Source organism: Streptomyces sp. NPDC048424 (assembly GCF_040651555.1).
Lineage (GTDB): Bacteria > Actinomycetota > Actinomycetes > Streptomycetales > Streptomycetaceae > Streptomyces.
In genome coordinates this window covers 115,768-139,561 of the sequence record NZ_JBEZKE010000012.1, presented here as the reverse complement: position 1 = coordinate 139,561, position 23,794 = coordinate 115,768, and the positions used below count along the sequence as shown (strand labels likewise).

Sequence of the window (23,794 nt, the reverse complement as noted above, 5' to 3'; positions counted from 1 at the left end):
TATCGTCAGGCAGACGACTATGATCGCGGCATGTCGCCCTACGACCCGTCGGCCTTCCCGCCCTTTGCCGTCACCGTCGACCTGGTCGTGCTCACCGTGCGGCGCCACGCGCTCTGCGCGCTGGTCGTCCGCCGGGGTGAGCAGCCGTTCCAGGGGCGCTGGGCGCTGCCCGGCGGATTCGTCCGCGGGGACGAGGACCTGGCCGGTGCCGCCGCGCGGGAGCTCTCCGAGGAGACCGGCCTGTGCGCCCACGATCCCGCCCTGCCCGGCGCGGGCAACGGGGCGCACCTCGAACAGCTGGCCACGTACGGCGATCCGAAGCGGGATCCGCGGATGCGTGTCGTCAGCGTGGCGCACCTGGTACTGGCTCCGGACCTTCCGGCGCCTCGTGCCGGAGGCGACGCCAACAGCGCGCGCTGGGCCCCCGTGGACGAACTGCTGGCCGCCCACGACGAGGCGGCCACGGCGCTCGCCTTCGACCACGCGCGGATCCTCGCCGACGGCGTGGAGCGGGCCCGCTCGAAGATCGAGTACTCCTCGCTGGCCACCGCCTTCTGCCCGCCCGAGTTCACCGTCGGCGAGCTGCGCCGGGTCTACGAGGCCGTCTGGGGCGTGGCCCTGGACCCGCGCAACTTCCACCGCAAGGTCACCGGGACCCCCGGATTCCTGGTGCCGGCCGGAGGGACGACGACCCGTCAGGGCGGGCGCCCGGCACAGCTGTTCCGCGCCGGCGGGGCCACGCTGCTCAACCCGCCGATGCTGCGCCCGGAGGTCTGAGGCCGCATCCCGTCCGCCGGCCGCGGCGCGCCGGGCGGCGCGGGGGCCGGAGTCGGAGTCGGCGGTCGTACCGAGTCTGACGGCAATACCGGCATCCCATCGGACCGGTTGCGCAGAAAATCGGACATATCGCGTTATCTTGCTTGCGGTACTCACCCTGCCGCAGAGCGGTCTCACCCCCCCGCGAGAGAAGCGATGCTCCAGGCCATCGGACTCACCAGCAAACACCGCCCCAACACCCCGCCCCTCGTGGACGACCTCACCTTCGAGGCCCGCCCGGGGCACGTGACCGCCCTGCTCGGAGAGCCGGGATCGGGCAAGACCACCGCGCTGCGGCTCATGCTCGAACTCGAACCGGGCCGCGGCGTCACCTACTTCCGCGGCCGCCCGCTGCACCGGCTCCCGTACCCCGGCCGTGAGGTCGGCGTGCTGCTGGGCGACGTACCCGGCAACCCCGCACGGACCGTCCGCAACCAGCTGCGGATGCTCTGCGCCGCCGCCGGGGTGCCGGCCTCCCGGGCCGACACCATGCTGGAGGTCGTCGGCATCGCCGGCCTCCGGGACCAGCGGCTCGGCTCGCTCTCGCTCGGCATGGAGCGCCGGGTCGCACTGGCCTCGGCGCTGCTCGCCGATCCGTGCACCCTCCTCCTGGACGAGCCCGGCGCCGGACTCTCCCCCCGCGAGCGCGGCTGGCTGCACGGGCTGCTGCGCGGCCACGCCTCCCTCGGCGGGGCCGTGCTCTTCACCACCGACGACGCGAAGGAAGCCGCCCGCAGCGCCGACCGGGTCGTCAGCATCGAGGCGGGCCGGCTCGTCGCCGACCAGGACGCCGCCGAGTTCGCCCGGACCCGGCTGCGCCCGCGGGTCGCCGTGCGCACCCCGCACGCCGCCCGGCTGGCCGACGTGCTGGGCCGGGAGGCCCGGGCCGCCCAGCGCGCGGTGGAGATCGTCGAGGAGAGCGGCAGCCGCCTCTCGGTGTACGGCAGCAACTGCGCCGAGGTCGGCGAGGCCGCGTTCCGGCACGGCGTGCTGGTCCACCAGCTCGCCGACGAGACGGGTGACTCCGGCTCACCGGCGGCGCCGGTCCCGCACGCCCGCTCCTCCGCTGCCGCGAGCCCGCCGGACCCCGCAGGGGCCGGTGCCGGGGACTCCGGCCGCCGCCCCCGGCAGGACCGCGCCGGGCGGCCCGCCTCGACCGTGCGCCGCGTGGGCGGGCCGCTGCGGCCGCTGCGCTACGAGCTGCTCCGGGTCTTCGGCACCGCCACGCCCGTACTCACCGCCGCCCTCGTCGTCGCCGTCTCCGTCCTCACCTCCCTGGTGCTGGCCCGGGCCGGGCAGACCCCGCAGAACCGCCTGCTCGCCGCCTGGCCCGAACTGCTGCCACTGCCGCCCGCCGCCCTCGGCGCGGGACTGCTCGGCGCGCTGGCCTTCGGCGAGGAGTACCGCTACCCCGCGCTCGCCGCCGACCGCGGCACCGTGCCCCGCCGGATGGGGCTGCTCACCGCCAAGCTCGGCGTCTGCGCGGCCCTCGCGCTGCTGCTGGGCGCCCTGGCCGTGGCGGCCGACGCCGCCGCGCTCGCGCTCGTCTTCGACAGCGGCCCGCTGCGCACCCCGGTGGAGTGGCTGTCCCCGGCCGTGAGTTGGGCCGGGCTGCTCATCGGCTGCGCCTGGGCCGGCGTACTCGCCTCCGGTGTCTTCCGGTCCGCCACTGCCGGGCTGGCCGCGGTGCTCGCCGTACCGGTGATGGTGGTGCCACTGGTGCGCAAGGCCCTGGAAGGATCGTCGGCGTACCCGGTCACCGGGCTCGGGCCCCGGCTGCGGGGCCTGAGCTGGGTGCAGTGGCCGCCGGAGGCGGACCGCCTGCTCGTGGGAGCCCTGCGGGTGATGGCCCAACCCGTCGGGACCGCGCTGGTGTTGTCGCTGATGGTCCTGTTGTGCGCCTATGGGTTCACCGGACTGCGCAGCCGGGTCCGTTGGTGATCGTTCCGGTGCCGGAGAGGGCACGGACGGGACCGTTGTCGTCCGTGTCGCGTCAAGCGGACCGCAACTCCCCGCAAAAGGCCCGGTTCTTTACGATAAGTCGTCAATTGCGTAGGTGACGCCGATCACCCTTTCGTGTGCTTTTCACCAAAGACCTCAAGGGTCATGGAGGCACGGCCGACAAAGGATTCGTGAGTACCCTTGCGCACACCATGATGACCGCCGCCCGCCACGCCGACTCCGGCCTCGCCGGCCCGGGCGAACTCGACCGCTACCCCTACGCGGAGGCCCCCGGGTCCGACCGCGTCGGAGCGCCCCACTGGGACGGCGCCGACGTCGAGTTGAGCCGGGTCGGCCGCCGCGCGGCGGGCAGCCGCGGCCGCGGACTGCACGGCCAACTCGTCCAGCAGCTCGGCCAGATGATCGTCTCCGGTGACCTCGGAGCGGACCGCCCCCTGGTCCCCGAGGAGATCGGCCAGCGCTTCGAGGTCTCCCGCACGGTCGTCCGCGAATCGCTGCGGGTCCTGGAGGCCAAGGGCCTCGTCAGCGCCCGCCCCAACGTCGGCACCCGGGTCCGCCCCGTCGCCGACTGGAACCTGCTCGACCCCGACATCATCGAGTGGCGCGCCTTCGGCCCCCAGCGCGACGACCAGCGCCGCGAGCTGGGCGAGCTCCGCTGGACCATCGAACCGCTCGCCGCCCGCCTCGCCGCCGGCCACGGCCGTCCGGACATCCAGCAGCGCCTCGCCGACATGGTCGAGATCATGGGCCACGCCCTCGGCCAGGGCGACTCGATCACCTTCGCGCGCGCCGACAACGAGTTCCACGCGCTCCTCATCCAGGTCGCCGGCAACCGCATGCTGGAGCACCTCTCCGGCATCGTCTCCGCCGCCCTCCAGGTCTCCGGCAGCCCGATCACCGCCTGCGACCGGCCGAGCGAGACCTGTGTGGCCCACCACGCGCGGATGGTCGAGGCCCTCGCCGCGGGTGACGCGACCGGTGCCGAGAACGCCATGCGCCAGCTCCTGACGGTGCATCCGGAGGTCGAGCGCGTGGTCCCCGCCCCGCGCGAGCACTGACGGGCGGACGCGCGGGGGCGTGGGGGTGTGCAGGACGTGTCGCCGGGCCCGGTCGGGTCCGGCGACACCCGCGTGGGGCCCTCCGCCGCGGAGGTCGGGCCCCGTCCGGACCGCCGTGACGACCCCCTGACCGGCGTCCGTCCGTACGGGGTGTGACTCGGGCCACGAAGATTGGGCGTAACACTCTGCGAGGTCACGCGATGACCTAAGAGGTGATGGCCGACGGAGGGAAGACAGCAGCCCTTGGGGGTGCTGTGCAGCTCCCCGGCCCCTGCCCGCGCCGCCGGCCCATCCCCGGTCAGTGGTCGTCGGCTCCGGTCCAGCACCACCAGGCCCGGCGTCGGAAGCCGTTCCCATCGTTCCGAGAGGTTGTTCGTGTCGGCCAGCACATCCCGTACGCTCCCGCCGGAGATCGCCGATTCCGAGTCTGTGATGGCGCTCATCGAGCGGGGCAAGGCCGAGGGGCAGATCGCCGGCGATGACGTGCGTCGGGCCTTCGAGGCTGACCAGATTCCTGCGACCCAGTGGAAGAATGTTCTGCGCAGCCTCAACCAGATCCTCGAGGAAGAGGGTGTGACGCTGATGGTCAGTGCCGCGGAGTCGCCCAAGCGCACCACCCGCAAGAGCGTCGCAGCGAAGAGCCCGGCCAAGCGGACGGCCACCGAGCCCGTCAGGAAGACGACGGCCAGGACGACGGCAGCGCAGCCCGCGGCCACCGCGCCCACCGCGGCCCCGGCAGTCGGGACGGCGGACCCGGAGACCGCGGACCTCCTCGCGGAGGAGCCCGGAACCGAGCCCGCGGCCAAGAAGACGGCGGCGAAGAAGACAGCCGCCAAGAAGGCCGCGCCCGCCAAGAAGACCGCCGCCAAGAAGACGGCGGCGAAGAAGACCGCCGCCAAGAAGGACGCCGACGAGGGCGGCGAGGACGAGACCCCCGACGAGGGTCCCGACGCCGCCAAGGCCGAGGCCGACGAAGAGGAGGAGGGCGGCGAGAACAAGGGCTTCGTCATCTCCGACGACGAGGACGACGCCCCCGCCCAGCAGGTCGTGGTCGCCGGCGCCACCGCCGACCCGGTCAAGGACTACCTCAAGCAGATCGGCAAGGTCCCCCTCCTCAACGCCGAGCAGGAGGTGGAGCTCGCCAAGCGCATCGAGGCCGGCCTGTTCGCCGAGGACAAGCTGGCGAACTCCGACAAGCTGGCGCCCAAGCTGAAGCGCGAGCTGGAGATCATCGCCGAGGACGGCCGGCGCGCGAAGAACCACCTGCTGGAGGCCAACCTCCGCCTCGTGGTCTCCCTCGCCAAGCGCTACACCGGCCGCGGCATGCTCTTCCTGGACCTGATCCAGGAGGGGAACCTGGGCCTCATCCGCGCGGTCGAGAAGTTCGACTACACCAAGGGCTACAAGTTCTCCACGTACGCGACCTGGTGGATCCGGCAGGCGATCACGCGCGCGATGGCCGACCAGGCCCGCACCATCCGCATCCCGGTGCACATGGTCGAGGTCATCAACAAGCTCGCCCGCGTGCAGCGCCAGATGCTCCAGGACCTGGGCCGCGAGCCCACCCCGGAGGAGCTGGCCAAGGAACTCGACATGACCCCCGAGAAGGTCATCGAGGTCCAGAAGTACGGCCGCGAGCCGATCTCCCTGCACACGCCGCTCGGCGAGGACGGCGACAGCGAGTTCGGTGACCTCATCGAGGACTCCGAGGCGGTCGTCCCGGCCGATGCCGTGAGCTTCACGCTCCTGCAGGAGCAGCTGCACTCGGTGCTCGACACGCTGAGCGAGCGCGAGGCCGGCGTGGTCTCGATGCGCTTCGGCCTCACCGACGGGCAGCCCAAGACCCTCGACGAGATCGGCAAGGTCTACGGGGTCACGCGTGAGCGGATCCGCCAGATCGAGTCGAAGACGATGTCGAAGCTGCGGCACCCGTCCCGCTCCCAGGTGCTGCGCGACTACCTGGACTGACCGGTACGGGGACGACGAGGGGTGGCCGCGCGGGTGCGCTCGGCCACCGGGCATCCCACTCTGGGTGGAGTCATGCACACTCGGAGTCAGGAGGCCTCATGCGTCGTCCCTTTGCCCGTGCTCTGGCGGGAGCGCTGACCCTGGCGGCGGGAGCGGCCGCGGCGCCGCTCGCCCAGGTGCCGCAGGCGGCCGCGGACAGCGTGGTGATCGGCGGGAAGCCGGTCAGGGTGGCCGACAGCCCCTGGGTCGTGGCGCTGGCCAGCCGTGACCGGTTCGGGGGTACGCGGGGCGGGCAGTTCTGCGGGGGAGTCGTCGTGGCTCCGACCCGGGTGGTGACCGCGGCCCACTGCCTGGGCCGCCAGGTGCTGGGCGGCCCGGTCGAATCCGTGCCCGACTTCCGGGTGATCGTCGGGCGTACGGAGCTGACGGCGGCCGACGGCCGGGAGATCCCGGTGAGCGGGGCCCGGGTGAACCCGGCCTACGACCCGCAGAGCAACGCGGGGGACCTCGCCGTCCTGGAGCTGGCCGAGGCCGTGCCGGCCCTCCACGTGCTCCCCATGGCGGAGGCGGGGCATTCCGCCTACGAGGCGGGGACCGAGGCGGCCGTCTACGGCTGGGGCGACACGAGCGGCTTCGGTGACTACGCGTACGCGCTCCGGGCCGCGCGGGTGACGGTCCTGGCGGACGAGGTGTGCGGGCGGGCCTACCCCGGGGATGCCGACGGGCAGTACCGCGCCGAGTCCATGGTGTGCGCGGGGGACAGCGGGGGCGGCAAGGACGCCTGCCAGGGCGACAGCGGCGGACCGCTGGTCGCGCAGGGGCGGCTCATCGGGCTGGTCTCGTGGGGCCGCGGCTGCGGGCGCGCGGACAGCCCGGGGGTCTACACGCGCATCGCTCCCCTCGCCGGCTTCGTGACGGCCCCGGAGACGGGCGCACAGCCCGGCGGGGTCCAGGACGCCGCGTGGGAGGCCCGCAGGCGCTCCGTACCGGGCGCAGGGCCCGTACAGGGGCACCGCACGGGCTAGCGACCGTACGGCCGCCCGCCCCCGAGCGCGGGCGGCCGTGGATGTGAGGACGGGCGGCACCCCTGGGTCTCAGGGGTGCCGCCCGTCGACCGGCATCGCCGGTCCTGGCTCGTCGGATGCGAGGTTAGGCCTTGTGTCAGCGGTCCTCGGGTTCGGCATTGGCAGCCGGAGCGGACGTAAGCCGCTCGGTCTCATCCTGTATTTCCGCGGCGATCTTCTTGAGTTCCGGCTCGAACTTGCGACCGTGGTGGGCGCAGAAGAGCAGTTCACCGCCGCTCAGCAGGACGACGCGCAGATATGCCTGGGCGCCGCAACGGTCGCATCGGTCAGCGGCCGTCAGCGGGGTCGCGGGTGTCAGAACAGTAGTCACGTCGCCTCTTCTCTAGCTCGACGAGCTGTCGTACCAGGGTCAACATCCAACCAGGCCGAAAACGTTCCCGCTCGCGGCTTTTCCTCGAAACTTCCTTCCGAAGCTGGCCGGCTGTTGCCGGTTGGCGGCGAAGGAGCCGTATTGCGTTGCTTTACGGTTTCGCGTTGTCAGTCGTGCGCTTGTTGCAGTTCCATCCTCCCCCGGCGTGAGTGCCAGGTTGTTCATGAGGACGTGCCCGAACCCTAAATGGTTCATGCGCGGAAGGGAACGTGATGTTTCCTTCACCCGGCCGGGGGATCGAACGTTCGTGCGGATCTGGACTAGGGTGAGGAGTGCGCGAGGGTGGCGTTGCATCGGCTCTACCTGGCCTCGGTACCCTTCGAGCGGCAGCCGAGCCACCCCTGCGCCCGACCGGGCCAGAAAAGAAATTCAGCGAGGAGCGAACTGCGTGACCGCCGACACGTCCGTGCCTTCCAGCGCGCTGCTGTCCGGAGCAGACCGGGACGGTTCCAACTACACCGCGCGGCACCTGCTCGTCCTCGAGGGGCTGGAGGCCGTCCGCAAGCGCCCCGGCATGTATATCGGCTCGACCGACAGCCGTGGCCTGATGCACTGCCTGTGGGAGATCATCGACAATTCCGTCGACGAGGCCCTGGGCGGCTACTGCGACCACATCGAGGTCATCCTCCACGAGGACGCCTCCGTCGAGGTCCGGGACAACGGCCGCGGCATCCCCGTGGACGTCGAGCCCAAGACCGGCCTGTCCGGCATCGAGGTCGTCATGACCAAGCTGCACGCGGGCGGCAAGTTCGGCGGCGGCTCGTACGCGGCCTCCGGCGGCCTGCACGGCGTCGGCGCCTCCGTGGTCAACGCCCTCTCCGCCCGGCTGGACGTCGAGGTCGACCGCAACAGCGCCACCCACGCCATCAGCTTCCGCCGCGGCGTCCCCGGGATGTTCACCGAGCAGGGTCCCGAAAGTCCGTTCGATCCCGCCAACGGCCTGCGCAAGGTCAAGCGGATCACCAAGGGCAAGACCGGCACCCGGGTCCGCTACTGGGCCGACCGCCAGATCTTCCTCAAGGACGCCCGGCTCAACCTGGAGACGCTCTACCAGCGCGCCCGCCAGACCGCCTTCCTCGTCCCCGGCCTGACCCTCGTCGTCCGCGACGAGCGCGGCATCGACGGCGCCGGCAAGACCGAGGAGACGTTCCGCTTCGACGGCGGCATCAGCGAGTTCTGCGAGTACCTCGCCCAGGACAAGGCCGTCTGTGACGTGCTGCGCCTGAACGGCACGGGCACCTTCAAGGAGACCGTGCCGGTCCTCGACGACCGCGGCCACATGACGCCCACCGAGGTCACGCGCGAACTCGGCGTGGACATCGCCCTGCGCTGGGGCACGGGCTACGAGACCAACGTCAAGTCCTTCGTGAACATCATCGCCACCCCCAAGGGCGGCACCCACGTCTCCGGCTTCGAGCGCTCGGTCGCCAAGACCGTGAACGAGGTGCTGCGCTCGGCCAAGCTGCTGCGCGTCGCCGAGGACGACGTGGTCAAGGACGACGCGATGGAGGGCATGACCGCCGTCGTCACCGTCCGCCTCGCCGAGCCGCAGTTCGAGGGCCAGACCAAGGAGGTGCTCGGCACCTCCGCGGCCACCCGGATCGTCGCCGCCGTGGTCGCCAAGGAGCTCAAGGCCTTCCTGACCTCCACCAAGCGCGACGACAAGCAGCAGGCCCGCGCCGTGATGGAGAAGATCGTCGCGGCCGCCCGGACCCGGATCGCCGCCCGGCAGCACAAGGAGGCGCAGCGCCGCAAGACCGCGCTGGAGACCTCCTCGCTCCCCGCCAAGCTGGCCGACTGCCGCAGCGACGACGTGGAGCGCAGCGAGCTCTTCATCGTCGAGGGGGACTCGGCCCTCGGTACGGCGAAGCTCGCCCGGAATTCGGAATTCCAGGCGCTCCTGCCCATCCGCGGCAAGATCCTCAACGTCCAGAAGTCCTCGATCTCGGACATGCTCAAGAACGCCGAGTGCGGGGCGATCATCCAGGTCATAGGAGCCGGCTCGGGCCGCACCTTCGACATCGACGCCGCCCGCTACGGCAAGATCGTGCTGCTCGTCGACGCCGACGTGGACGGCGCGCACATCCGCTGCCTGCTGCTCACGCTCTTCCAGCGGTACATGCGGCCGATGGTCGAGGCCGGCCGGGTCTTCGCGGCCGTGCCGCCGCTGCACCGGATCGAGCTGGTCCAGCCGAAGAAGGGCCAGGACAAGTACGTCTACACGTACTCGGACAACGAGCTGCGCCAGACCCTGCTGGAGTACCAGCGCAAGAACATCCGGTACAAGGACTCGATCCAGCGCTACAAGGGTCTGGGCGAGATGGACGCGGACCAGCTGGCGGAGACCACCATGGACCCCCGCTTCCGCACCCTGCGCCGGATCAACATCGGCGACCTGGACTCGGCCGAGCAGGTCTTCGACCTCCTCATGGGCAACGAGGTGGCGCCGCGCAAGGAGTTCATCACGAGTTCCGCGGCGACCCTCGACCGCTCGCGCATCGACGCCTGACCCGGCCGGAGCCGATGGCCGGCGGAAGCCGGCACGAACGGCCCCGACACGCCTCACGGCACACCGGCGCTCTTCACTCCATCACCTGTTGGAGTGAAGAGCGCCGGTACACCAGTCCGGAAAGCGACTATTGAGCACATCCTTGTGGGCACGCGGCCAATGCGGCAGCGGACAAGGAGAGTTCGGTGGACAAGCACGAAGGTCGTGATGCCGGAACGATCCGGCTGGACGACCCCTGGTACGACGCGCTGGCCGTCGGCTGGGGCGAAGGCGAGGAAACGTCCCCGCCGCGCCCGGTCCCCGGTGACAGCCCCGCGCACGGCGCATCCGACATCTACCTCGAAGTGCAGCGCAGTGCCGCCTTCCAGGAGGTCCGCAGCCGCTACCGCGGGTTCGTCGTCCCCGCGACCGTCGGCTTCTTCCTCTGGTACGTCGCCTACGTGATCGCCGCCACCGCCGCCCCCGCACTGATGGCCCGGCCCGTGATGGGCGCCGTCAACGTGGCGATGCTGGCGGGGCTCGGCCAGTTCCTCACCACCTTCCTGCTGACCTGGGCCTACGCCCGGCACGCGCGACTGCGCCGGGACCGGGCCGCGCTCGATCTGCGCTGGACCGTCTTCGAGCAGGAACGCGACCAGGAGCGGAACCGGGCGAGGGGGGCCGGCCGGTGACCACCGAACACCAGACCCTCGCGCTGATCCTGTTCAGCGTCTTCATCGCGGTGACCCTGGGCATCACCACCTGGGTCAGCCGGAACCGGCACGGGTCGGCCGAGGAGTTCTACGCGGGCGGCCGGCTGTTCTCCCCGATGGAGAACGGTTTCGCCATCGCCGGCGACTACATGTCCGCCGCCTCCTTCCTCGGCATCTCCGGCCTGATCGCCCTCTTCGGCTACGACGGCATGCTCTACTCGGTGGGATTCCTCGTCGCCTGGCTGGTGGTGCTGTTCCTGGTCGCCGAACTGGTCCGCAACTGCGGGCGCTTCACCCTCGCCGACGTGGTCGCCGCCCGGATGAGCGAGCGTCCGGTGCGGATCGCCGCCGGCACCTCCTCGGTCGTCGTCTCCGTGCTCTACCTGGTCGCGCAGATGGTCGGCGCGGGCAGCCTGGTGGGCCTGCTGCTCGGCAGTTCGAGCGCGGCGGCCAGGACCCTGACCGTGATCGGGGTGGGCGCGCTCATGGTCGTCTACGTGTCCTTCGGCGGGATGCGGGCCACCACCTGGATCCAGATCGTGAAGGCCGTCCTCCTGATGGGCGGGGCGATCACCCTCACCGTGCTCGTGCTGCTGCGCTTCCACGGGGACTTCGACCAGCTGCTGACCAGCGCCGCCGACCGCAGCGGGCACGGGTCCAGGTTCCTCGGCCCCGGCCTCAAGTACGGCGGGGACTGGACCGCCCGCGTCGACTTCATGAGCCTCGGCCTCGCGCTGGTCCTCGGGACCGCCGGGCTGCCCCACATCCTGTCGCGCTTCTACACGGTGCCCACCGCGCGGGCGGCGCGCCGCTCCGTGGTGTGGGCGATCGCTCTCATCGGCGGCTTCTACCTGATGACCATCGTGCTCGGCTTCGGGGCGGCGGCGCTGGTGGGCCCGGACGAGGTGCGGGCCTCCAACGCCTCCGGGAACACGGCCGTTCCGTTGCTCGCGGCCTTCCTCGGCGGGGGCGCCGAATCCACCGGCGGCGCGGTGCTGTTCGCCTTCGTGGCGGCCATCGCCTTCGCCACCATCCTGGCCGTGGTGGCCGGCATCACCCTGGCCTCCTCGGCCTCCGTCGCGCACGACCTGTACGCCTCCCTCAAGCGGCGCCGCGCCAGGCAGCGGAGCGAGGTCTCGGTGGCCCGGGTCGCGGCCGTCGGCATCGGGGCGGTCGCGATCGCCCTCGGACTGCTCGCCCAGGACCTCAACGTGGCGTTCCTGGTGGGCCTGGCCTTCGCGGTGGCGGCCTCGGCGAACCTGCCGGTGCTCCTGTACTCGCTCTTCTGGCGCGGCTTCACCACGCGGGGAGCCGTCTGGTCGGTGTACGGGGGCCTGGTTCCGGCGGTGCTGCTGGTACTGGTCTCGCCGGTGGTGTCGGGCAGCCCGGAATCCCTCTTCCCGGGGGTGGACTTCCAGTACTTCCCGCTGCAGAACCCGGGGATCGTCTCGATCCCGCTCGGGTTCCTGGCGGGCTGGCTGGGCACGGTCACCTCGGACGAGGAGCCGGACGAGGCGAAGCACGCGCAGACGGAGGTCCGCTCCCTGACCGGCGCCGGAGCGGTCTGAGCGCTCTGAGCGGACTGAGCGCCGTCAGGCCGGCCCCTCCGACGGGAGCCAGGTGTAGCGGTGCTCCGGGCGGCCGGTCTCGCCGTAGCGCAGGGCCAGGGTCACGCGGGCGGTGCGTTCGAGCAGCTTCACGTAGCGCTGGGCGGTCTGGCGGCTGATGCCCGCACGGTCGGCGATCTGCTGGGTGGACAGCGGGCCCTCCGCGGAGCGCAGGACCTGGCGGACCAGTTCCGCGGTGGTCGGGGAGTGGCCCTTGGGGAGCTCGTTCGAGGGCCCCGCGGCGGCGAGGGTGCCGAAGATCCGGTCCACTTCGGCCTGTTCGGCCTCGCCGCCCGTCTCCAGGGTGCGGTGCAGGGACCCGTACGCCTCCAGCCGGGTGCGCAGCCCGGCGAAGGTGAAGGGTTTGACCAGGTACTGGAGGGCGCCGAGGCGCATCGCGGCCTGCACGGTGGCGAGGTCGCGGGCGGCCGTCACCATGATCACGTCGGTGTGGTGGCCGAGCTGGCGCAGGCGCCGGACCAGGTCCAGGCCGTTCTCGTCGGGGAGGTAGTGGTCGAGGAGGACCAGGTCCACCGCCCGGGAGGTGAGGAACTCCAGGGCCTCGGCCGCCGAATGGGCCTGCGCCGTCACCCGGAAACCGGGAACCTTCGCCACGTACGCCGCGTTGATCCGGGCAACACGCATGTCGTCGTCGACGACCAATACGTGGATCGGGGTCCCGTTCACCGCCTCGTTCACCGCCTCGTTCATCGCAGGGCCTCCGGAAGTACGACGGAGAATTCCGCCCCTCCGTCCGCTGCTTCACCGGCCCGGGCGCTGCCGCCCTGCCGCTCCGCGAGGCGGCGTACGAGGGCGAGACCCAGCCCCCGCTCGCGGTGGGCGCGGGGCTGCTTGGTCGACCAGCCCTCGGTGAAGATCTCCTCGCGGCGCGCGGCGGGGACTCCGGGGCCGCTGTCGCGCACCCGCAGCACGGCGGTACGGCCCTCCGCGCGCAGCTCCACCTCGACCAGGGGCGCCGCCGAACCGGCCGCGGCGTCCAGGGCGTTGTCCACCAGGTTGCCCACGATCGTGACGAGGCCGCCCGGGTCCACCAGACGGTCGGGGAGGAGGGTGGTCGCGGCCAGCCGCAGCGGGACGCCGCGTTCGGCGGCGACGGTCGCCTTGCCCACGAGAAGGGCGGCCAGCAGCGGGTCGTGGACCTTCTCGGTGACCTGTTCGGCGGTCGTGCGGTGCACGTCGGCGACCTCGGTGACGAACTCCACCGCCTCCTCGTGCAGGCCGAGTTCCAGTAGGCCGAGGAGGGTGTGGAGGCGGTTGGCGTGCTCGTGGTCCTGGGCGCGCAGGGCGTCGATGAGGCCCCGGGTGGAGTCGAGTTCGCGGCCGAGGCGTTCCAGCTCGGTGCGGTCGCGCAGGGTGGCGACGGCGCCGCCGTCCTCGGTGGGCATGCGGTTGGCGACCAGCACGCGGGGGCCCTGGACGGTGAGCAGGTCCCGGCCGGTGACGCGGCCCGACAGCACGTCGGCGGTGCGGCCGGCGCCGAGCACGTCGTCCAGTGGGCGTCCCGCCAGGGTGTCGGCGGAGTCCGGGGCGAGACCGAGCAGCCGGGCGGCCTCGTCGTTCACGAGCCGGACCCGGCCCCCGCGGTCGAGGGCGATGACGCCCTCGCGGATGGAGTGGAGCATCGCCTCGCGTTCGGCGAGCAGGCCGGAGATGTCGGAGAAGGCCAGGTCCCGGGTCTGCCGCTGGATCCGGCGGGAGAGGAGATAGGCGGCCAGGGCGCCCGCGGCCAGTGCGCCGCCCGCGTAGGCGAGCAGGCCCGGGATGGCGCCGAGCAGCCGGTCGCGGACGCTGTCGTAGGCGATGCCCACCGAGACGGCGCCGATGATCTCGCCGTCGGCGGCGATCAGCGGGACCTTGCCGCGCGCGGAGCGCCCCAGGGTGCCGTCGTCGATCTCCATGACCTCGCGGCCCGCCAGCGCGGCGCTCGGGTCGGTGGAGACGCGCAGCCCGATCCGGTCGGCGCTCGGGTGTGAGCGGCGGATGCCGTCCAGATCGAGGACGACCACGTACTCGGCGCCGGTGGCCCGGCGGATCCGCTCGGCCGAGGACTGTACGGGGCTGTCCGGTGAGGCTCCGGAGTCCAGGAGGTCGGCGGCCAGTGAGGGGTCCGCCGCGGCGCTCTGCGCGATCGCCAGGGCCCGCCGCATGGCCTGGTCGTCGAGCTGAGCGCTCAGCGGTGCCAGGAAGAGTCCGGTCGCCAGGACGGCGACCCCGGCGGCGATGGCCAGCTGGGTCAGCAGGATCTGGGAGACGGCCCGTCTGGGCAGCCCGAGGCGCCGAGCGCTCATGAGGGGGAACCGCATGGGCAGCAACGGTAGGTCGGGCCCGGCAGGAGCGGAACGCCTGCGCCGAGCTTGTCGGGTTCGCCACTTCTGTCATGTTCGGGCCGTGGCGCACGGCTCACTGCGGGTGAGGAGGCCTCACGGCATCGGCTGGGGCGGGCGGGGCCCGTGGTACTGCCCGCTCGGCCGCATCCGCAGCGGCCGCTCCTGGTACTCCTCCAGGGCGTGTGCCATCCAGCCCGCCGTACGGGCCACCGCGAAGACCGTCTCCCCGGCCTCCGCCGCCATTCCGCACGACACGGTCAGCACCGCCAGCGCCAGGTCCACATTGGCGTGCAGCCCGCCCTGCCGGGCCATCACCGCGGCCACCTCGCGCGCCGCGCCCAGGGCGGGAGCGGCCTGCTCCAGCCCCTCCAGCCGGGCGAACAGCGCCCGCGCGCGCGGATCCTCGCCCTGGTACAGGCGGTGCCCGAGCCCCGGGACCCGGCGCCCGGCCCGCAGGTACTCCGCCACCACCGGCGCCGCCCCGCCCTGCTCCAGCACCTCCACCAGCATCCGGTGCGCGAGCCGCCCGGCCGCGCCGTGCAGGGGCCCTTCGAGCGCGCCGAGCCCGGCGGACACCGCCGCGTACGGATGGGCCCGCGCCGAGGCGGCCACCCGTACGGCCAGGGTCGAGGCGGCCAGGTCGTGGTCGACCAGCAGCGCCAGCGCCAGGTCGAGCACGGCCAGGGCGTCCGGGTCCGGCTCCTCGGCCGTCAGCCGGGACCACAGCTGCCGGGCGATCCGGCCGTCGCCGGCCCACGGGGCCGCGCCCACCGCGGGGAGCGCGCCGACCAGCGTGGGGATCAGGCAGCGCGCGGAGCCGAGTACCGCCTCCTCGGACAGGTCGAAGCGCAGCGGGTCCGCCACCGCGGCGGCGGCCACCGCCACCCGCAGCCGGTCGATGGGGCCGCCGTGGGCCGGCAGCGCGGCCACGGCCCGCCGTGCCGCCGCCAGCGCCTCCGGGGGAGCGGAGAACCGTGCCCCCCGCACCACGGTCCCGGTCCAGAGCCACTCGGCGACCTCCTCGTAGCGGTACTCCGAGGCCAGTGCCACGGCGTCCACGCCCCGGAAGTAGTACCGGTCCGGCTCGATGAGGGTGAGCGCCGTACGGACGGAGAGCTCCCCGGCGGGAGCCGCCGCCTCGCGCCGGCTCCGCCGGGCCAGCGCCTCCACCTCGGCCGCGTCGAAGCTGCTGCCCCGGCCGGCCGGATCGCGGCGGCTGCTGAGCTGACCCCGGCTGACGTACGCGTACACCGTCGCCGGTTTCACCCCGAGCACCCGCGCCGCCTCCTGCGTGCTGAGCCTGCGCCCGCCGTCCTTCTCGTCGCTCATGACGGACACCCTACAGATGGATGGATGTATTGATCCAATCAATATTGACAAGGATTCAATCCATCATGGATGGTCGATCCATGAACACCACCGACAGCACCATCGAAGGACCGCGCGGCCTCGCGGGGGTCGTGGTCACCGAAACCGAGCTGGGAGACGTCCGGGGCCGTGAGGGCTTCTACCACTACCGCCAGTACTCGGCCGTCGAGCTCGCCGACCGCCGCGGCTTCGAGGACGTCTGGCACCTGATGTTCCGCGGCACGCTGCCCGCCGACGCCGCCGAGCGGGCCGCCTTCACCGCCGAGACCGCCGCGCTGCGCCGGCTGCCGGAGGAGGTGCGCGACGCCCTGCCCGGCCTGGCCCGGGCCACCCGGCTCTCCGGGCCGCTCGCCGGACTGCGCACCGCCCTCTCGCTGCTCGGCGCCTCCGCCGGCTTCCGCCCGGTGTACGACCTGGACCCCGCCCGCCGGGCCGCCGACGCGCTGGCCGCCTGCGCCGCCGTACCGACCCTGCTGACCGCGCTGCACCGGCTCGGGCAGGGGCTGGAGCCCGTCGAGCCGCGCGAGGACCTCCCGTACGCCGCCAACTACCTCTACATGCTGACCGGCCGGGAGCCCGGCCCGATCGAGACCCGCGCCGTCGAGCGGTACCTGATATCCACCGTCGACCACGGCTTCAACGCCTCGACCTTCACCGCCCGCGTCATCGCCTCCACCGGCGCCGACGTCGCCGCCTGCCTCACCGGGGCGATCGGCGCGCTCTCCGGCCCGCTGCACGGCGGCGCACCCAGCCGCGCCCTGGACACCCTCGACGCCATCGGCACCGTGGACCGGATCGGGCTGTGGATCCGCGAACGGGTCCTGGCGGGCGACCGGATCATGGGCTTCGGCCACCCCGTCTACCGCACCGAGGACCCCCGCTCGCGCATGCTGCGCGAGATCGCCCTCCAGTTCGGCGGGCCCCTCGTGGACTTCGCCGTCGAGGTCGAGCGTCAGGTGGAGGAGATCCTCGCCGAGCTCAAGCCCGGCCGGGAGCTGCACACCAACGTGGAGTTCTACGCGGGCGTGGTCATGGAGCTGTGCGGGCTGCCGCGCGAGATGTTCACCCCGACCTTCTGCGCGGCCCGCGTGGTCGGCTGGAGCGCCAACATCCTCGAACAGGCCGCCGATTCGAAGATCATCCGCCCTGCCGCCCGGTACAGCGGACCCACCCCGCCCCAGCCCGTGCCGTTGGTCGACTGATCGACAGGCGGAGCCTGACTACGATCGACAGGGTGAACAGCAGGCAGCCCATTCCCGTCATCGTCCTCGCCGGTTTCCTCGGATCCGGCAAGACCACCGTGCTGAACCACCTCCTCGCCGGCCGCGGGGGCACCCGGATCGGGGTCGTCGTCAACGACTTCGGATCGATCGAGATCGACGCGATGTCGGTGGCCGGACAGGTCGGGGACTCGATGGTCTCCCTCGGCGGCGGCTGCCTGTGCTGCGCCGTCGACGGCAGCGAGCTGGACACGTACCTGGAGAAGCTCTCCGCCCCCGTCCACCGCATCGACGTGATCGTCATCGAGGCGAGCGGGCTGGCCGAGCCGCAGGAGATGATCCGGATGCTCATGGCCAGCGAGAACCCCGCCATCCGCTACGGCGGTCTGGTGCAGGTCGTGGACGCGGCCGAATTCGACGCGACGCGGGACACGCATCCGGAGACCGACCGCCACCTCGCCGTCGCCGACCTGGTGGTGCTCAACAAGACCGACCGCGTCGACGCCGGTGAACGGGCGCGGATCGAGAGGGAACTCGACGCGCTCTGCGCCCCCGGCACCCCGGTCGTGGGCGCCGACCACGGGCGGATCGACCCGGAACTGCTCTTCGACCGGCGCCCCTGGACCGAGACGCGGGGGCAGCTCTCCTTCGAGGACCTCCTCGCGGAGGCCGACGGCCACGACCACTGCACCCACGCGCACGCCGTCTACGAGAGCACGGAGTTCGTCTGCGACCAGGCGCTCTCCCCGCGCCGGTTCATCGACTTCCTCGACCGGCGGCCGGCCGGGCTCTACCGGATCAAGGGCTTCGTGTGGTTCGGGGTCCCCGGCCACGAGGAGAAGTACGAGGTCCACGCGGTCGGCCGGTTCCTCCGCTTCGCCCCGCAGCCCTGGGGGCGGGGCGAAGCCAGGCTGACGCAGCTCGTCCTGATCGGCGCCGGCACCGACGGCCCGGGGCTCGTACGGGAGTTGGAGGCCTGCCGTGAGGAGGCCCCGCAGGACGCGGCACCCGAGAGCATGTGGGGCGTGCTGCGGTACGTCGCCGAACCCCGGCCCGCGGCCGGTCCGGAAGCAGAGGCAGAAGCAGGAGTCGAAGCAGAGCCGGAGCCGGGGTTCGGCGCCGAGGTCCCTGACGTCCGGTGACCTGACCGGGACGCCGGGCCCTTCCGCTCAGACCGCGGGAACCGTCTCGCGCAGGAAGCCGATCAGCAGGTCCGTCACCGCGGCGGGCCGCTCCAGGCTGGGGAGATGGCCGGCCCAGGGCAGTTCGACGTGCCGGGTGTCGCTGAGCAGACCCGGCAGCCGAGCCGCGATCTGCCGGAAGTCCGCCACGTCGAGGCCGCCCGAAAGCGCCAGACCGGGTGCCTTGACCGCCGACAGGTCGATGTCCACGTTCTTGCGCCCGGCCCCCTCGGGGGCGGCCAGTTGGACCTCGAAGGCACGCCGCTGCATCGCGCGCACCTGGTCCCGGACGGCTTCCTCGGCGTCCGGCCCCAGGAAGGTGTCCACGTTCAGCTCCACGGCCCCCGCGATGTCACCCGCCTCGATCAGCGCGTCCTCGCGCTCGCCGAACGCGCGCAGCTCATCGCTCGGTTCGTGCCCGGGCAGCCCGGAGCACAACAACGCCAAGGCGGACACCCGGTCCGGACGGCGTGCGGCGATCTCCACGGCAACACGTCCGCCGTACGAGGAGGCGATCAGAGCCGCCTGCTCGATGCCGAGGGAGTCCAGCAGGTCCAGCACGTCCTCCGCGTCGTTGTGACGCCGGTCCGGCAAGAGGCTCTGGCCGAAGCCCCGGAAGTCACAACGCACCACCCGGTATCCGGCATCGACCAGGGCCGGCCACTGCGGGTCCCACATCCTGCGGTCACAAACGGCGGAGTGCAGCAGCACCACCGCGGGGCCGTCTCCGGCTGCATCGTAGGCAAGAGTCATGCGGCAGACCCTAGGCGACCTCGACGCCGTACTCGCGCAGCAGGTCCTCCAGGCCGCCCCGGTAGCCCTTTCCGCCGATCACGAAGTCCCAGTCGCCGTTCGCCCGGCGCCGGAACGAGCCGAGCACCAGCGCCGTTTCGCCGGCCCGACCGTCGGAGACCTCCAGCCGGCCGGCCTCCGCGCCGGACGGGTCGAGGAGGCGGATGTGGGCGTCGACGAAGCCGGCCAGGTCGGCGTGCGGGTCGACCTCCGGGTCCACGGCGGCCACGAGGACCAGCCGGTCGGCCTCGCGCGGCAGGGAGTCGAAGGACACCTCGAGGGCGGCCTTGTCGGGCGCCGCGTGCGCGCGGGCCCGTACCGAACCGTCCGGGGTCCGCGGGTTGTTGAAGAAGACGAAGTGGTCCTCGCTCAGCACCCGGTTGCCCGTGCAGACGAGCGCGCACACGTCCAGCGCGACCCGGCCCGACCAGGACATGCCGAGCACGTTGTGGTCCGCCGAGGGGGCGGGCTCGGGCGTCCGCTGCGATGCCTGGCCACCGCCGAGGCGGCCGCGCAGCCCGTACTGGTGCAGGAGCTCCACGAGCTGGACGCCGGAAACCAGCTCCAGCGGCTTGCCGTTGGCGAAGGTGTACGACCCGGGGCCGAAGGAAGCGGTGGTGACGAGCACCCCCTTGTTCGCCCCCTTGTCCTGGACCGTGCCGTACAGGTCCCGTACCGCCGTGGGCGGCACGGTGTTCCGGTAGCGCTTGACCTGCACCACGATCTGCCCGCCCCGGATCGGTGCCGGGTCCCTGGCCTCGACATCGACCCCGCCGTCTCCCGACCGCTGGGTCGTGACCGCCTCCATGCCCATCGCCCGGAAGAGCTCCGCCACCAGGTTCTCGAAGGCGATCGGGTCCATCTCGAAGAGGTCGGGATCGTCCTCGTCGCCGCCCGCGTGCCCGCCGTGGCTGACGACACCGCCCACCTCGCCGGGACGACGCCCGGGGCGCACTGCGGTCAACTGGTCGGGCCGCGCCGAGAGCTGCCCCCGCAACCCGTCGACGAGGCAGTCCACGGCGCTGACCTGCTCAAGCCGCAGCCCTGCGAAAGTCGTACGTACGGCCGAGACCGAGGCGAGTACGAACTGCGACTCCTGCCCCGTGACCGGATCGGGGCAGTCCACGAATCCGTTGACCACGACCGAGTCCAGCACGCCGAACTCGTCCGCCGCGTACAGCTCGCGCAGCACGAGCAGCATGGACTGCGCCAGAAGGTCCCGGTAGATTGCCCGCCGCTCCGTGGCAGGGCGAGGCTTCACCTTGTCCTGGCCCGTGCTCGGCAGGTACTGCACCGACCTGGCCTCCGGTACCACCGGATAACCGGGCAGCTCCCAGTCCAGCACCAGTTGCCGCGCGGCCGGGTCGTACGCTGCCGCCACCTGCCTCGGCAGGGCCTCGGGCCAGGCCGTCGAGGTGTACAGGGCGGCGGAGAAGTACTCCACCACCGCCTCGGCGTCGCCCGCGCGCAGCGCCCCGGCCAGCTCGGAGAGCCCGCTGTTGTGCGCCCGAACCCCGGCGAGTTGTTCTGCCGCCCAGCGGTCGTACTGCTGCCGGTACGCCGCCAGTTGCTGCTGCCGCTGCGACTCTGCCGCGTTGGCGGCCTGCCAGGCCTGGGTGTACCGGGCGTGAGCCTCCCGCTCGGCTTGCGCACGGTGGCTCGATCCGAGGGTCCAGCCACTGCTCTGCTGCTGGAACTGTTCGATACGCGGCATCGGTACCGGTTGCGCGAGAGCCCCGGGGTTGAACGGTTCCAGATGTTCGGGGCGGACCAGGGAGGCCATCCGGAATGCCGGTGCCCGACAGCCCGTGACCAACAGGCCTTGCAGGACGGCGACCTCGGCGTCGATCTGTTCGGTCCGCCGCCGGGCCTCGGCCTCGCGGTGTTGCCGCTGCCCTCGCTCCACGTCCCGTTCGTACGCCCGCTGCCGGCGTTCCGCCTCGCGGTGCTGGATCTGCTGCGTCTGCTGCATGCGGCGCTGGGCCTCGGCCCAGTCCCCGATCACTCCGCCCGACCGACGACTCATCAGCTCTGTGTTCTCCCGCCCCACCCGACAGTGCCAAGAGGGAAAACACTAGTCGCCATTCGGGTGGTACGTCCCCCGGACGTACCACCCGAATGACCGCGTACTTCCTACAGCGCGGCCCCCGCCAGCGCCGCGACGGACGCGGGCAGCGCCGCACCCGAGCCGTCCCGGCGCGGGTCAACGGCCGGCAGCTCCGCCGGAGTGCCGTTCGCCGACGCCGCGCGGACGGGGGAGCCGCCCGCCCAGGCCAGCACGAGCACGTCCTCGCCCTTCAGGAACCGCTGGCAGCGCACACCACCGGTGGCCCGGCCCTTGCGCGGGTACTGGTCGAAGGGGGTCAGCTTCCCGGACAGCAGCGAGTCGTCCAGCGTGCCGTGCGCGCCCGCCACGGTGAACACCATCGCGTCCCGGCCGGGGTCGACCGCCGAGAAGTGGATCACCTTGGCGTTCTCGGCGAGCTTGATGCCCGCCATGCCGCCCGCCGGACGGCCCTGCGGGCGCACCTGGCCCGCCGGGTAGCGCAGCAGCTGGGCGTCGTCGGTGATGAAGACCAGGTCCTCCTCGCCCGTGCGCAGTTCCACCGCGCCGACGATCCGGTCACCGTCCTTGAGGGTGATGACCTCCAGCTCGTCCTTGTTGGCCGGGTAGTCCGGCACGACGCGCTTGACCACGCCCTGCTCGGTGCCCAGCGCCAGGCCCTGCGAGGACTCGTCCAGCGAGAGCAGGCAGATCACCTTCTCGTCCGCCTCCAGCCCGGACAGGAACTCCGAGACCGGGGCGCCGCCCGCCAGGTTCGGCGCGGCGTGCGTGTCCGGCAGCTGTGGCAGGTCGATCACCGACAGCCGCAGCAGGCGTCCGTACGAGGTGACCGCGCCGACGTCGGCCCGGGCGGTGGCCGCGACCTGCGAGACGATCAGGTCGTGCTTGGCTCGGGCGCCGCCCTCCTCCTCGGGCAGGGGCTCGCCGTTCGCCGTGCGCGCCAGCAGGCCCGTCGAGGACAGGAGCACGCGGCACGGGTCGTCGGCGACCTCCAGCGGGACGGCCGCCACGGCGGTGCCCGCCGACTCCAGCAGCACCGTACGGCGCTCGGTGCCGAACTTCTTCGCGACCGCCGCCAGTTCCGTGGAGACGAGCTTGCGCAGCTCCGTGTCGGAGTCCAGGATCCCGGTGAGCTCGTCGATCTCGCCGGTCAGCCGGTCGCGCTCGGACTCCAGCTCCAGCCGGTCGAACTTGGTGAGCCGGCGCAGCGGGGTGTCCAGGATGTACTGCGTCTGGATCTCGCTCAGCGAGAACCGCTCCATCAGCCGGGCCTTGGCCTGCGCGGAGTTCTCGCTGTCCCGGATGAGCCGGATGACCTCGTCGATGTCGATGAGCGCCACCAGCAGGCCCTCGACCAGGTGCAGCCGGTCCCGGCGCTTGGTGCGGCGGAACTCGCTGCGCCGCCGGACGACCTCGAAGCGGTGGTCGAGGTAGACCTCCAGCAGCTCCTTGAGGCCCAGCGTCAGCGGCTGCCCGTCCACCAGCGCCACGTTGTTGATGCCGAAGGACTCCTCCATCGGCGTCAGCTTGTAGAGCTGCTCCAGCACGGCCTCCGGGTGGAAGCCGTTCTTGATCTCGATGACCAGGCGCAGACCGTGTGCGCGGTCGGTGAGGTCCTTGACGTCGGCGATGCCCTGGAGCTTCTTCGAGCCGACCAGGTCCTTGATCTTCGCGATGACCTTCTCGGGGCCGACCGTGAAGGGCAGTTCCGTGACGACCAGGCCCTTGCGGCGCGCCGTCACGTTCTCCACGGCCACGGTCGCGCGGATCTTGAAGGTGCCGCGGCCGTTCTCGTAGGCGTCCTTGATCCCGGCCAGGCCCACGATCCGGCCGCCGGTGGGCAGGTCGGGACCCGGCACGAAGCGCATCAGCGCCTCCAGGTCCGCCTGCGGGTGGCGGATCAGGTGGCGGGCGGCCGCGATGACCTCGCCGAGGTTGTGCGGGGGCATGTTGGTGGCCATGCCGACCGCGATCCCGGACGCGCCGTTGACCAGCAGGTTCGGGTACGCGGCGGGCAGTGCGACCGGCTCCCGCTCCTGGCCGTCGTAGTTGGCGGTGAAGTCGACGGTGTCCTCGTCGATCGACTCCGTCATCAGCGACGTGGCGTCGGCCATCTTGCACTCGGTGTACCGCATGGCGGCCGGCGGGTCGTCGTTGCCGAGCGAGCCGAAGTTGCCGTGCCCGTCGACCAGCGGCAGCCGCATGGAGAACGGCTGGGCCATGCGGACGAGCGCGTCGTAGATCGAGGCGTCACCGTGCGGGTGGAGCTTGCCCATGACCTCGCCGACGACACGGGCGCACTTCACGTACCCGCGGTCGGGGCGCAGCCCCATCTCGTTCATCTGGTAGACGATGCGGCGGTGCACCGGCTTCATGCCGTCCCGGGCGTCGGGCAGGGCGCGGGAGTAGATCACCGAGTACGCGTACTCGAGGAAGGAGCCCTGCATTTCGTCGACGACGTCGATGTCGAGGATCTTCTCCTCGAAATCCTCCGGCGGCGGGGTCTTCGTGCTGCGGCGGGCCATCGCTGCGCGGCTCCTTAACCAAGAATGGGGTGTGCTGGGTGTCTGGCGGGACTGCTGGGGTCTGGCTGGGTCTGGCCGGTCTTGCCGGGTCGGGCGGGTGTCCGGACGGGGTACGACGCGGACCATTGTGGCCCGAGGCACCGACAACGCCGACTCCGACCCCGGGGGAGTGACCCGGGAACTTATCCGGCGGCCGACGCGCTTGCATACAGTGGCAGGTCTGACAGA

General features: G+C 72.1%; 17 protein-coding genes. 10 read left to right on the top strand and 7 right to left on the bottom strand.

What is annotated here, in order from left to right; translation table 11 throughout:
- Nucleotides 1-30 precede the first annotated feature (30 nt).
- The 5 genes from AB0D29_RS19285 (at nt 31) to AB0D29_RS19265 (ending at nt 6,829) form a co-directional block, all read left to right on the top strand.
- A complete protein-coding gene (locus AB0D29_RS19285) occupies nt 31-777 on the top strand; it encodes an NUDIX domain-containing protein (protein WP_351597784.1) in 747 nt (248 codons plus the stop codon).
- A gap of 195 nt (nt 778-972) precedes the next feature.
- Nucleotides 973-2,757, top strand: coding sequence for an ABC transporter ATP-binding protein (locus AB0D29_RS19280; protein ID WP_362855588.1), 1,785 nt, complete (start codon nt 973-975; stop codon nt 2,755-2,757).
- Between the two features lie 137 nt (nt 2,758-2,894).
- The gene (locus tag AB0D29_RS19275) at nt 2,895-3,836 is read left to right on the top strand and encodes a FadR/GntR family transcriptional regulator (RefSeq protein WP_362855587.1); all 942 of its coding nucleotides are present in this window, start codon (nt 2,895-2,897) and stop codon (nt 3,834-3,836) included.
- Between the two features lie 369 nt (nt 3,837-4,205).
- Nucleotides 4,206-5,804 (top strand): RNA polymerase sigma factor, encoded by a 1,599-nt coding sequence (locus AB0D29_RS19270; RefSeq protein ID WP_362855585.1) that lies wholly within the window; start codon nt 4,206-4,208, stop codon nt 5,802-5,804.
- A gap of 98 nt (nt 5,805-5,902) precedes the next feature.
- A complete protein-coding gene (locus AB0D29_RS19265) occupies nt 5,903-6,829 on the top strand; it encodes a serine protease (RefSeq protein WP_362855584.1) in 927 nt (308 codons plus the stop codon).
- Nucleotides 6,830-6,965: 136 nt separating this feature from the next.
- On the opposite strand, the gene AB0D29_RS19260 is transcribed toward AB0D29_RS19265, so the two are convergent.
- Entirely contained in the window at nt 6,966-7,199 is a 234-nt protein-coding gene (locus AB0D29_RS19260) for a hypothetical protein (protein WP_030016583.1), read from the bottom strand.
- 448 nt (nt 7,200-7,647) lie between these two features.
- Here AB0D29_RS19260 and AB0D29_RS19255 point away from each other — a divergent pair, with 448 nt between their 5' ends.
- The 3 genes from AB0D29_RS19255 to AB0D29_RS19245 all read left to right on the top strand — a co-directional run bounded on the left by AB0D29_RS19255 (nt 7,648) and on the right by AB0D29_RS19245 (nt 12,028).
- On the top strand, nt 7,648-9,768 hold the full coding sequence (locus AB0D29_RS19255; protein WP_362855583.1) for a DNA topoisomerase IV subunit B: 2,121 nt from the start codon (nt 7,648-7,650) through the stop codon (nt 9,766-9,768).
- A gap of 185 nt (nt 9,769-9,953) precedes the next feature.
- Nucleotides 9,954-10,439, top strand: coding sequence for a DUF485 domain-containing protein (locus tag AB0D29_RS19250; RefSeq protein ID WP_362855582.1), 486 nt, complete (start codon nt 9,954-9,956; stop codon nt 10,437-10,439).
- Entirely contained in the window at nt 10,436-12,028 is a 1,593-nt protein-coding gene (locus AB0D29_RS19245; protein ID WP_362855580.1) for a cation acetate symporter, read from the top strand. The genes AB0D29_RS19250 and AB0D29_RS19245 overlap by 4 nt, the downstream gene beginning before the upstream one ends.
- A 24-nt stretch (nt 12,029-12,052) precedes the next feature.
- Here AB0D29_RS19245 and AB0D29_RS19240 read toward each other — a convergent pair whose 3' ends face one another.
- The 3 genes from AB0D29_RS19240 to AB0D29_RS19230 form a co-directional block, all read right to left on the bottom strand.
- A complete protein-coding gene (locus tag AB0D29_RS19240; RefSeq protein ID WP_362855578.1) occupies nt 12,053-12,778 on the bottom strand; it encodes a response regulator in 726 nt (241 codons plus the stop codon).
- Complete coding sequence (locus AB0D29_RS19235) at nt 12,775-14,376, bottom strand: sensor histidine kinase (RefSeq protein WP_362855577.1); 1,602 nt, start codon at nt 14,374-14,376, stop codon at nt 12,775-12,777. Before AB0D29_RS19235 ends, AB0D29_RS19240 begins: the two co-directional genes overlap by 4 nt.
- A 132-nt stretch (nt 14,377-14,508) precedes the next feature.
- Nucleotides 14,509-15,744 carry a citrate synthase gene (locus AB0D29_RS19230; RefSeq protein WP_362855575.1) on the bottom strand — a complete coding sequence of 412 codons (1,236 nt, stop codon included), beginning with the start codon at nt 15,742-15,744 and terminating at the stop codon, nt 14,509-14,511.
- A gap of 65 nt (nt 15,745-15,809) precedes the next feature.
- Here AB0D29_RS19230 and AB0D29_RS19225 point away from each other — a divergent pair, with 65 nt between their 5' ends.
- Complete coding sequence (locus AB0D29_RS19225; RefSeq protein ID WP_362855574.1) at nt 15,810-16,985, top strand: citrate synthase/methylcitrate synthase; 1,176 nt, start codon at nt 15,810-15,812, stop codon at nt 16,983-16,985.
- Between the two features lie 32 nt (nt 16,986-17,017).
- Nucleotides 17,018-18,145: a GTP-binding protein gene (locus AB0D29_RS19220; RefSeq protein ID WP_362855573.1), complete on the top strand. Its 1,128-nt coding sequence runs from the start codon at nt 17,018-17,020 to the stop codon at nt 18,143-18,145.
- 27 nt (nt 18,146-18,172) lie between these two features.
- Here AB0D29_RS19220 and AB0D29_RS19215 read toward each other — a convergent pair whose 3' ends face one another.
- The 3 genes from AB0D29_RS19215 to AB0D29_RS19205 form a co-directional block, all read right to left on the bottom strand.
- Complete coding sequence (locus AB0D29_RS19215; RefSeq protein ID WP_362855571.1) at nt 18,173-18,937, bottom strand: alpha/beta hydrolase; 765 nt, start codon at nt 18,935-18,937, stop codon at nt 18,173-18,175.
- A 10-nt stretch (nt 18,938-18,947) separates the two neighbouring features.
- Nucleotides 18,948-21,002: a restriction endonuclease gene (locus AB0D29_RS19210; protein ID WP_362855569.1), complete on the bottom strand. Its 2,055-nt coding sequence runs from the start codon at nt 21,000-21,002 to the stop codon at nt 18,948-18,950.
- Nucleotides 21,003-21,109: 107 nt separating this feature from the next.
- Nucleotides 21,110-23,566, bottom strand: coding sequence for a DNA topoisomerase IV subunit A (locus tag AB0D29_RS19205; protein WP_362855567.1), 2,457 nt, complete (start codon nt 23,564-23,566; stop codon nt 21,110-21,112).
- Nucleotides 23,567-23,794: the final 228 nt, after the last annotated feature.

Coding starts and splice junctions, on each gene's coding strand:
- AB0D29_RS19280 (WP_362855588.1), top strand. CDS start 973: ATGCTCCAGGCCATCGGACTCACCAGCAAACACCGCCCCAACACCCCG.
- AB0D29_RS19210 (WP_362855569.1), bottom strand. CDS start 21,002: ATGAGTCGTCGGTCGGGCGGAGTGATCGGGGACTGGGCCGAGGCCCAG.
- AB0D29_RS19235 (WP_362855577.1), bottom strand. CDS start 14,376: ATGAGCGCTCGGCGCCTCGGGCTGCCCAGACGGGCCGTCTCCCAGATC.
- AB0D29_RS19240 (WP_362855578.1), bottom strand. CDS start 12,778: ATGAACGAGGCGGTGAACGAGGCGGTGAACGGGACCCCGATCCACGTA.
- AB0D29_RS19215 (WP_362855571.1), bottom strand. CDS start 18,937: ATGACTCTTGCCTACGATGCAGCCGGAGACGGCCCCGCGGTGGTGCTG.
- AB0D29_RS19230 (WP_362855575.1), bottom strand. CDS start 15,744: ATGAGCGACGAGAAGGACGGCGGGCGCAGGCTCAGCACGCAGGAGGCG.
- AB0D29_RS19205 (WP_362855567.1), bottom strand. CDS start 23,566: ATGGCCCGCCGCAGCACGAAGACCCCGCCGCCGGAGGATTTCGAGGAG.
- AB0D29_RS19225 (WP_362855574.1), top strand. CDS start 15,810: ATGGATGGTCGATCCATGAACACCACCGACAGCACCATCGAAGGACCG.
- AB0D29_RS19285 (WP_351597784.1), top strand. CDS start 31: ATGTCGCCCTACGACCCGTCGGCCTTCCCGCCCTTTGCCGTCACCGTC.
- AB0D29_RS19265 (WP_362855584.1), top strand. CDS start 5,903: ATGCGTCGTCCCTTTGCCCGTGCTCTGGCGGGAGCGCTGACCCTGGCG.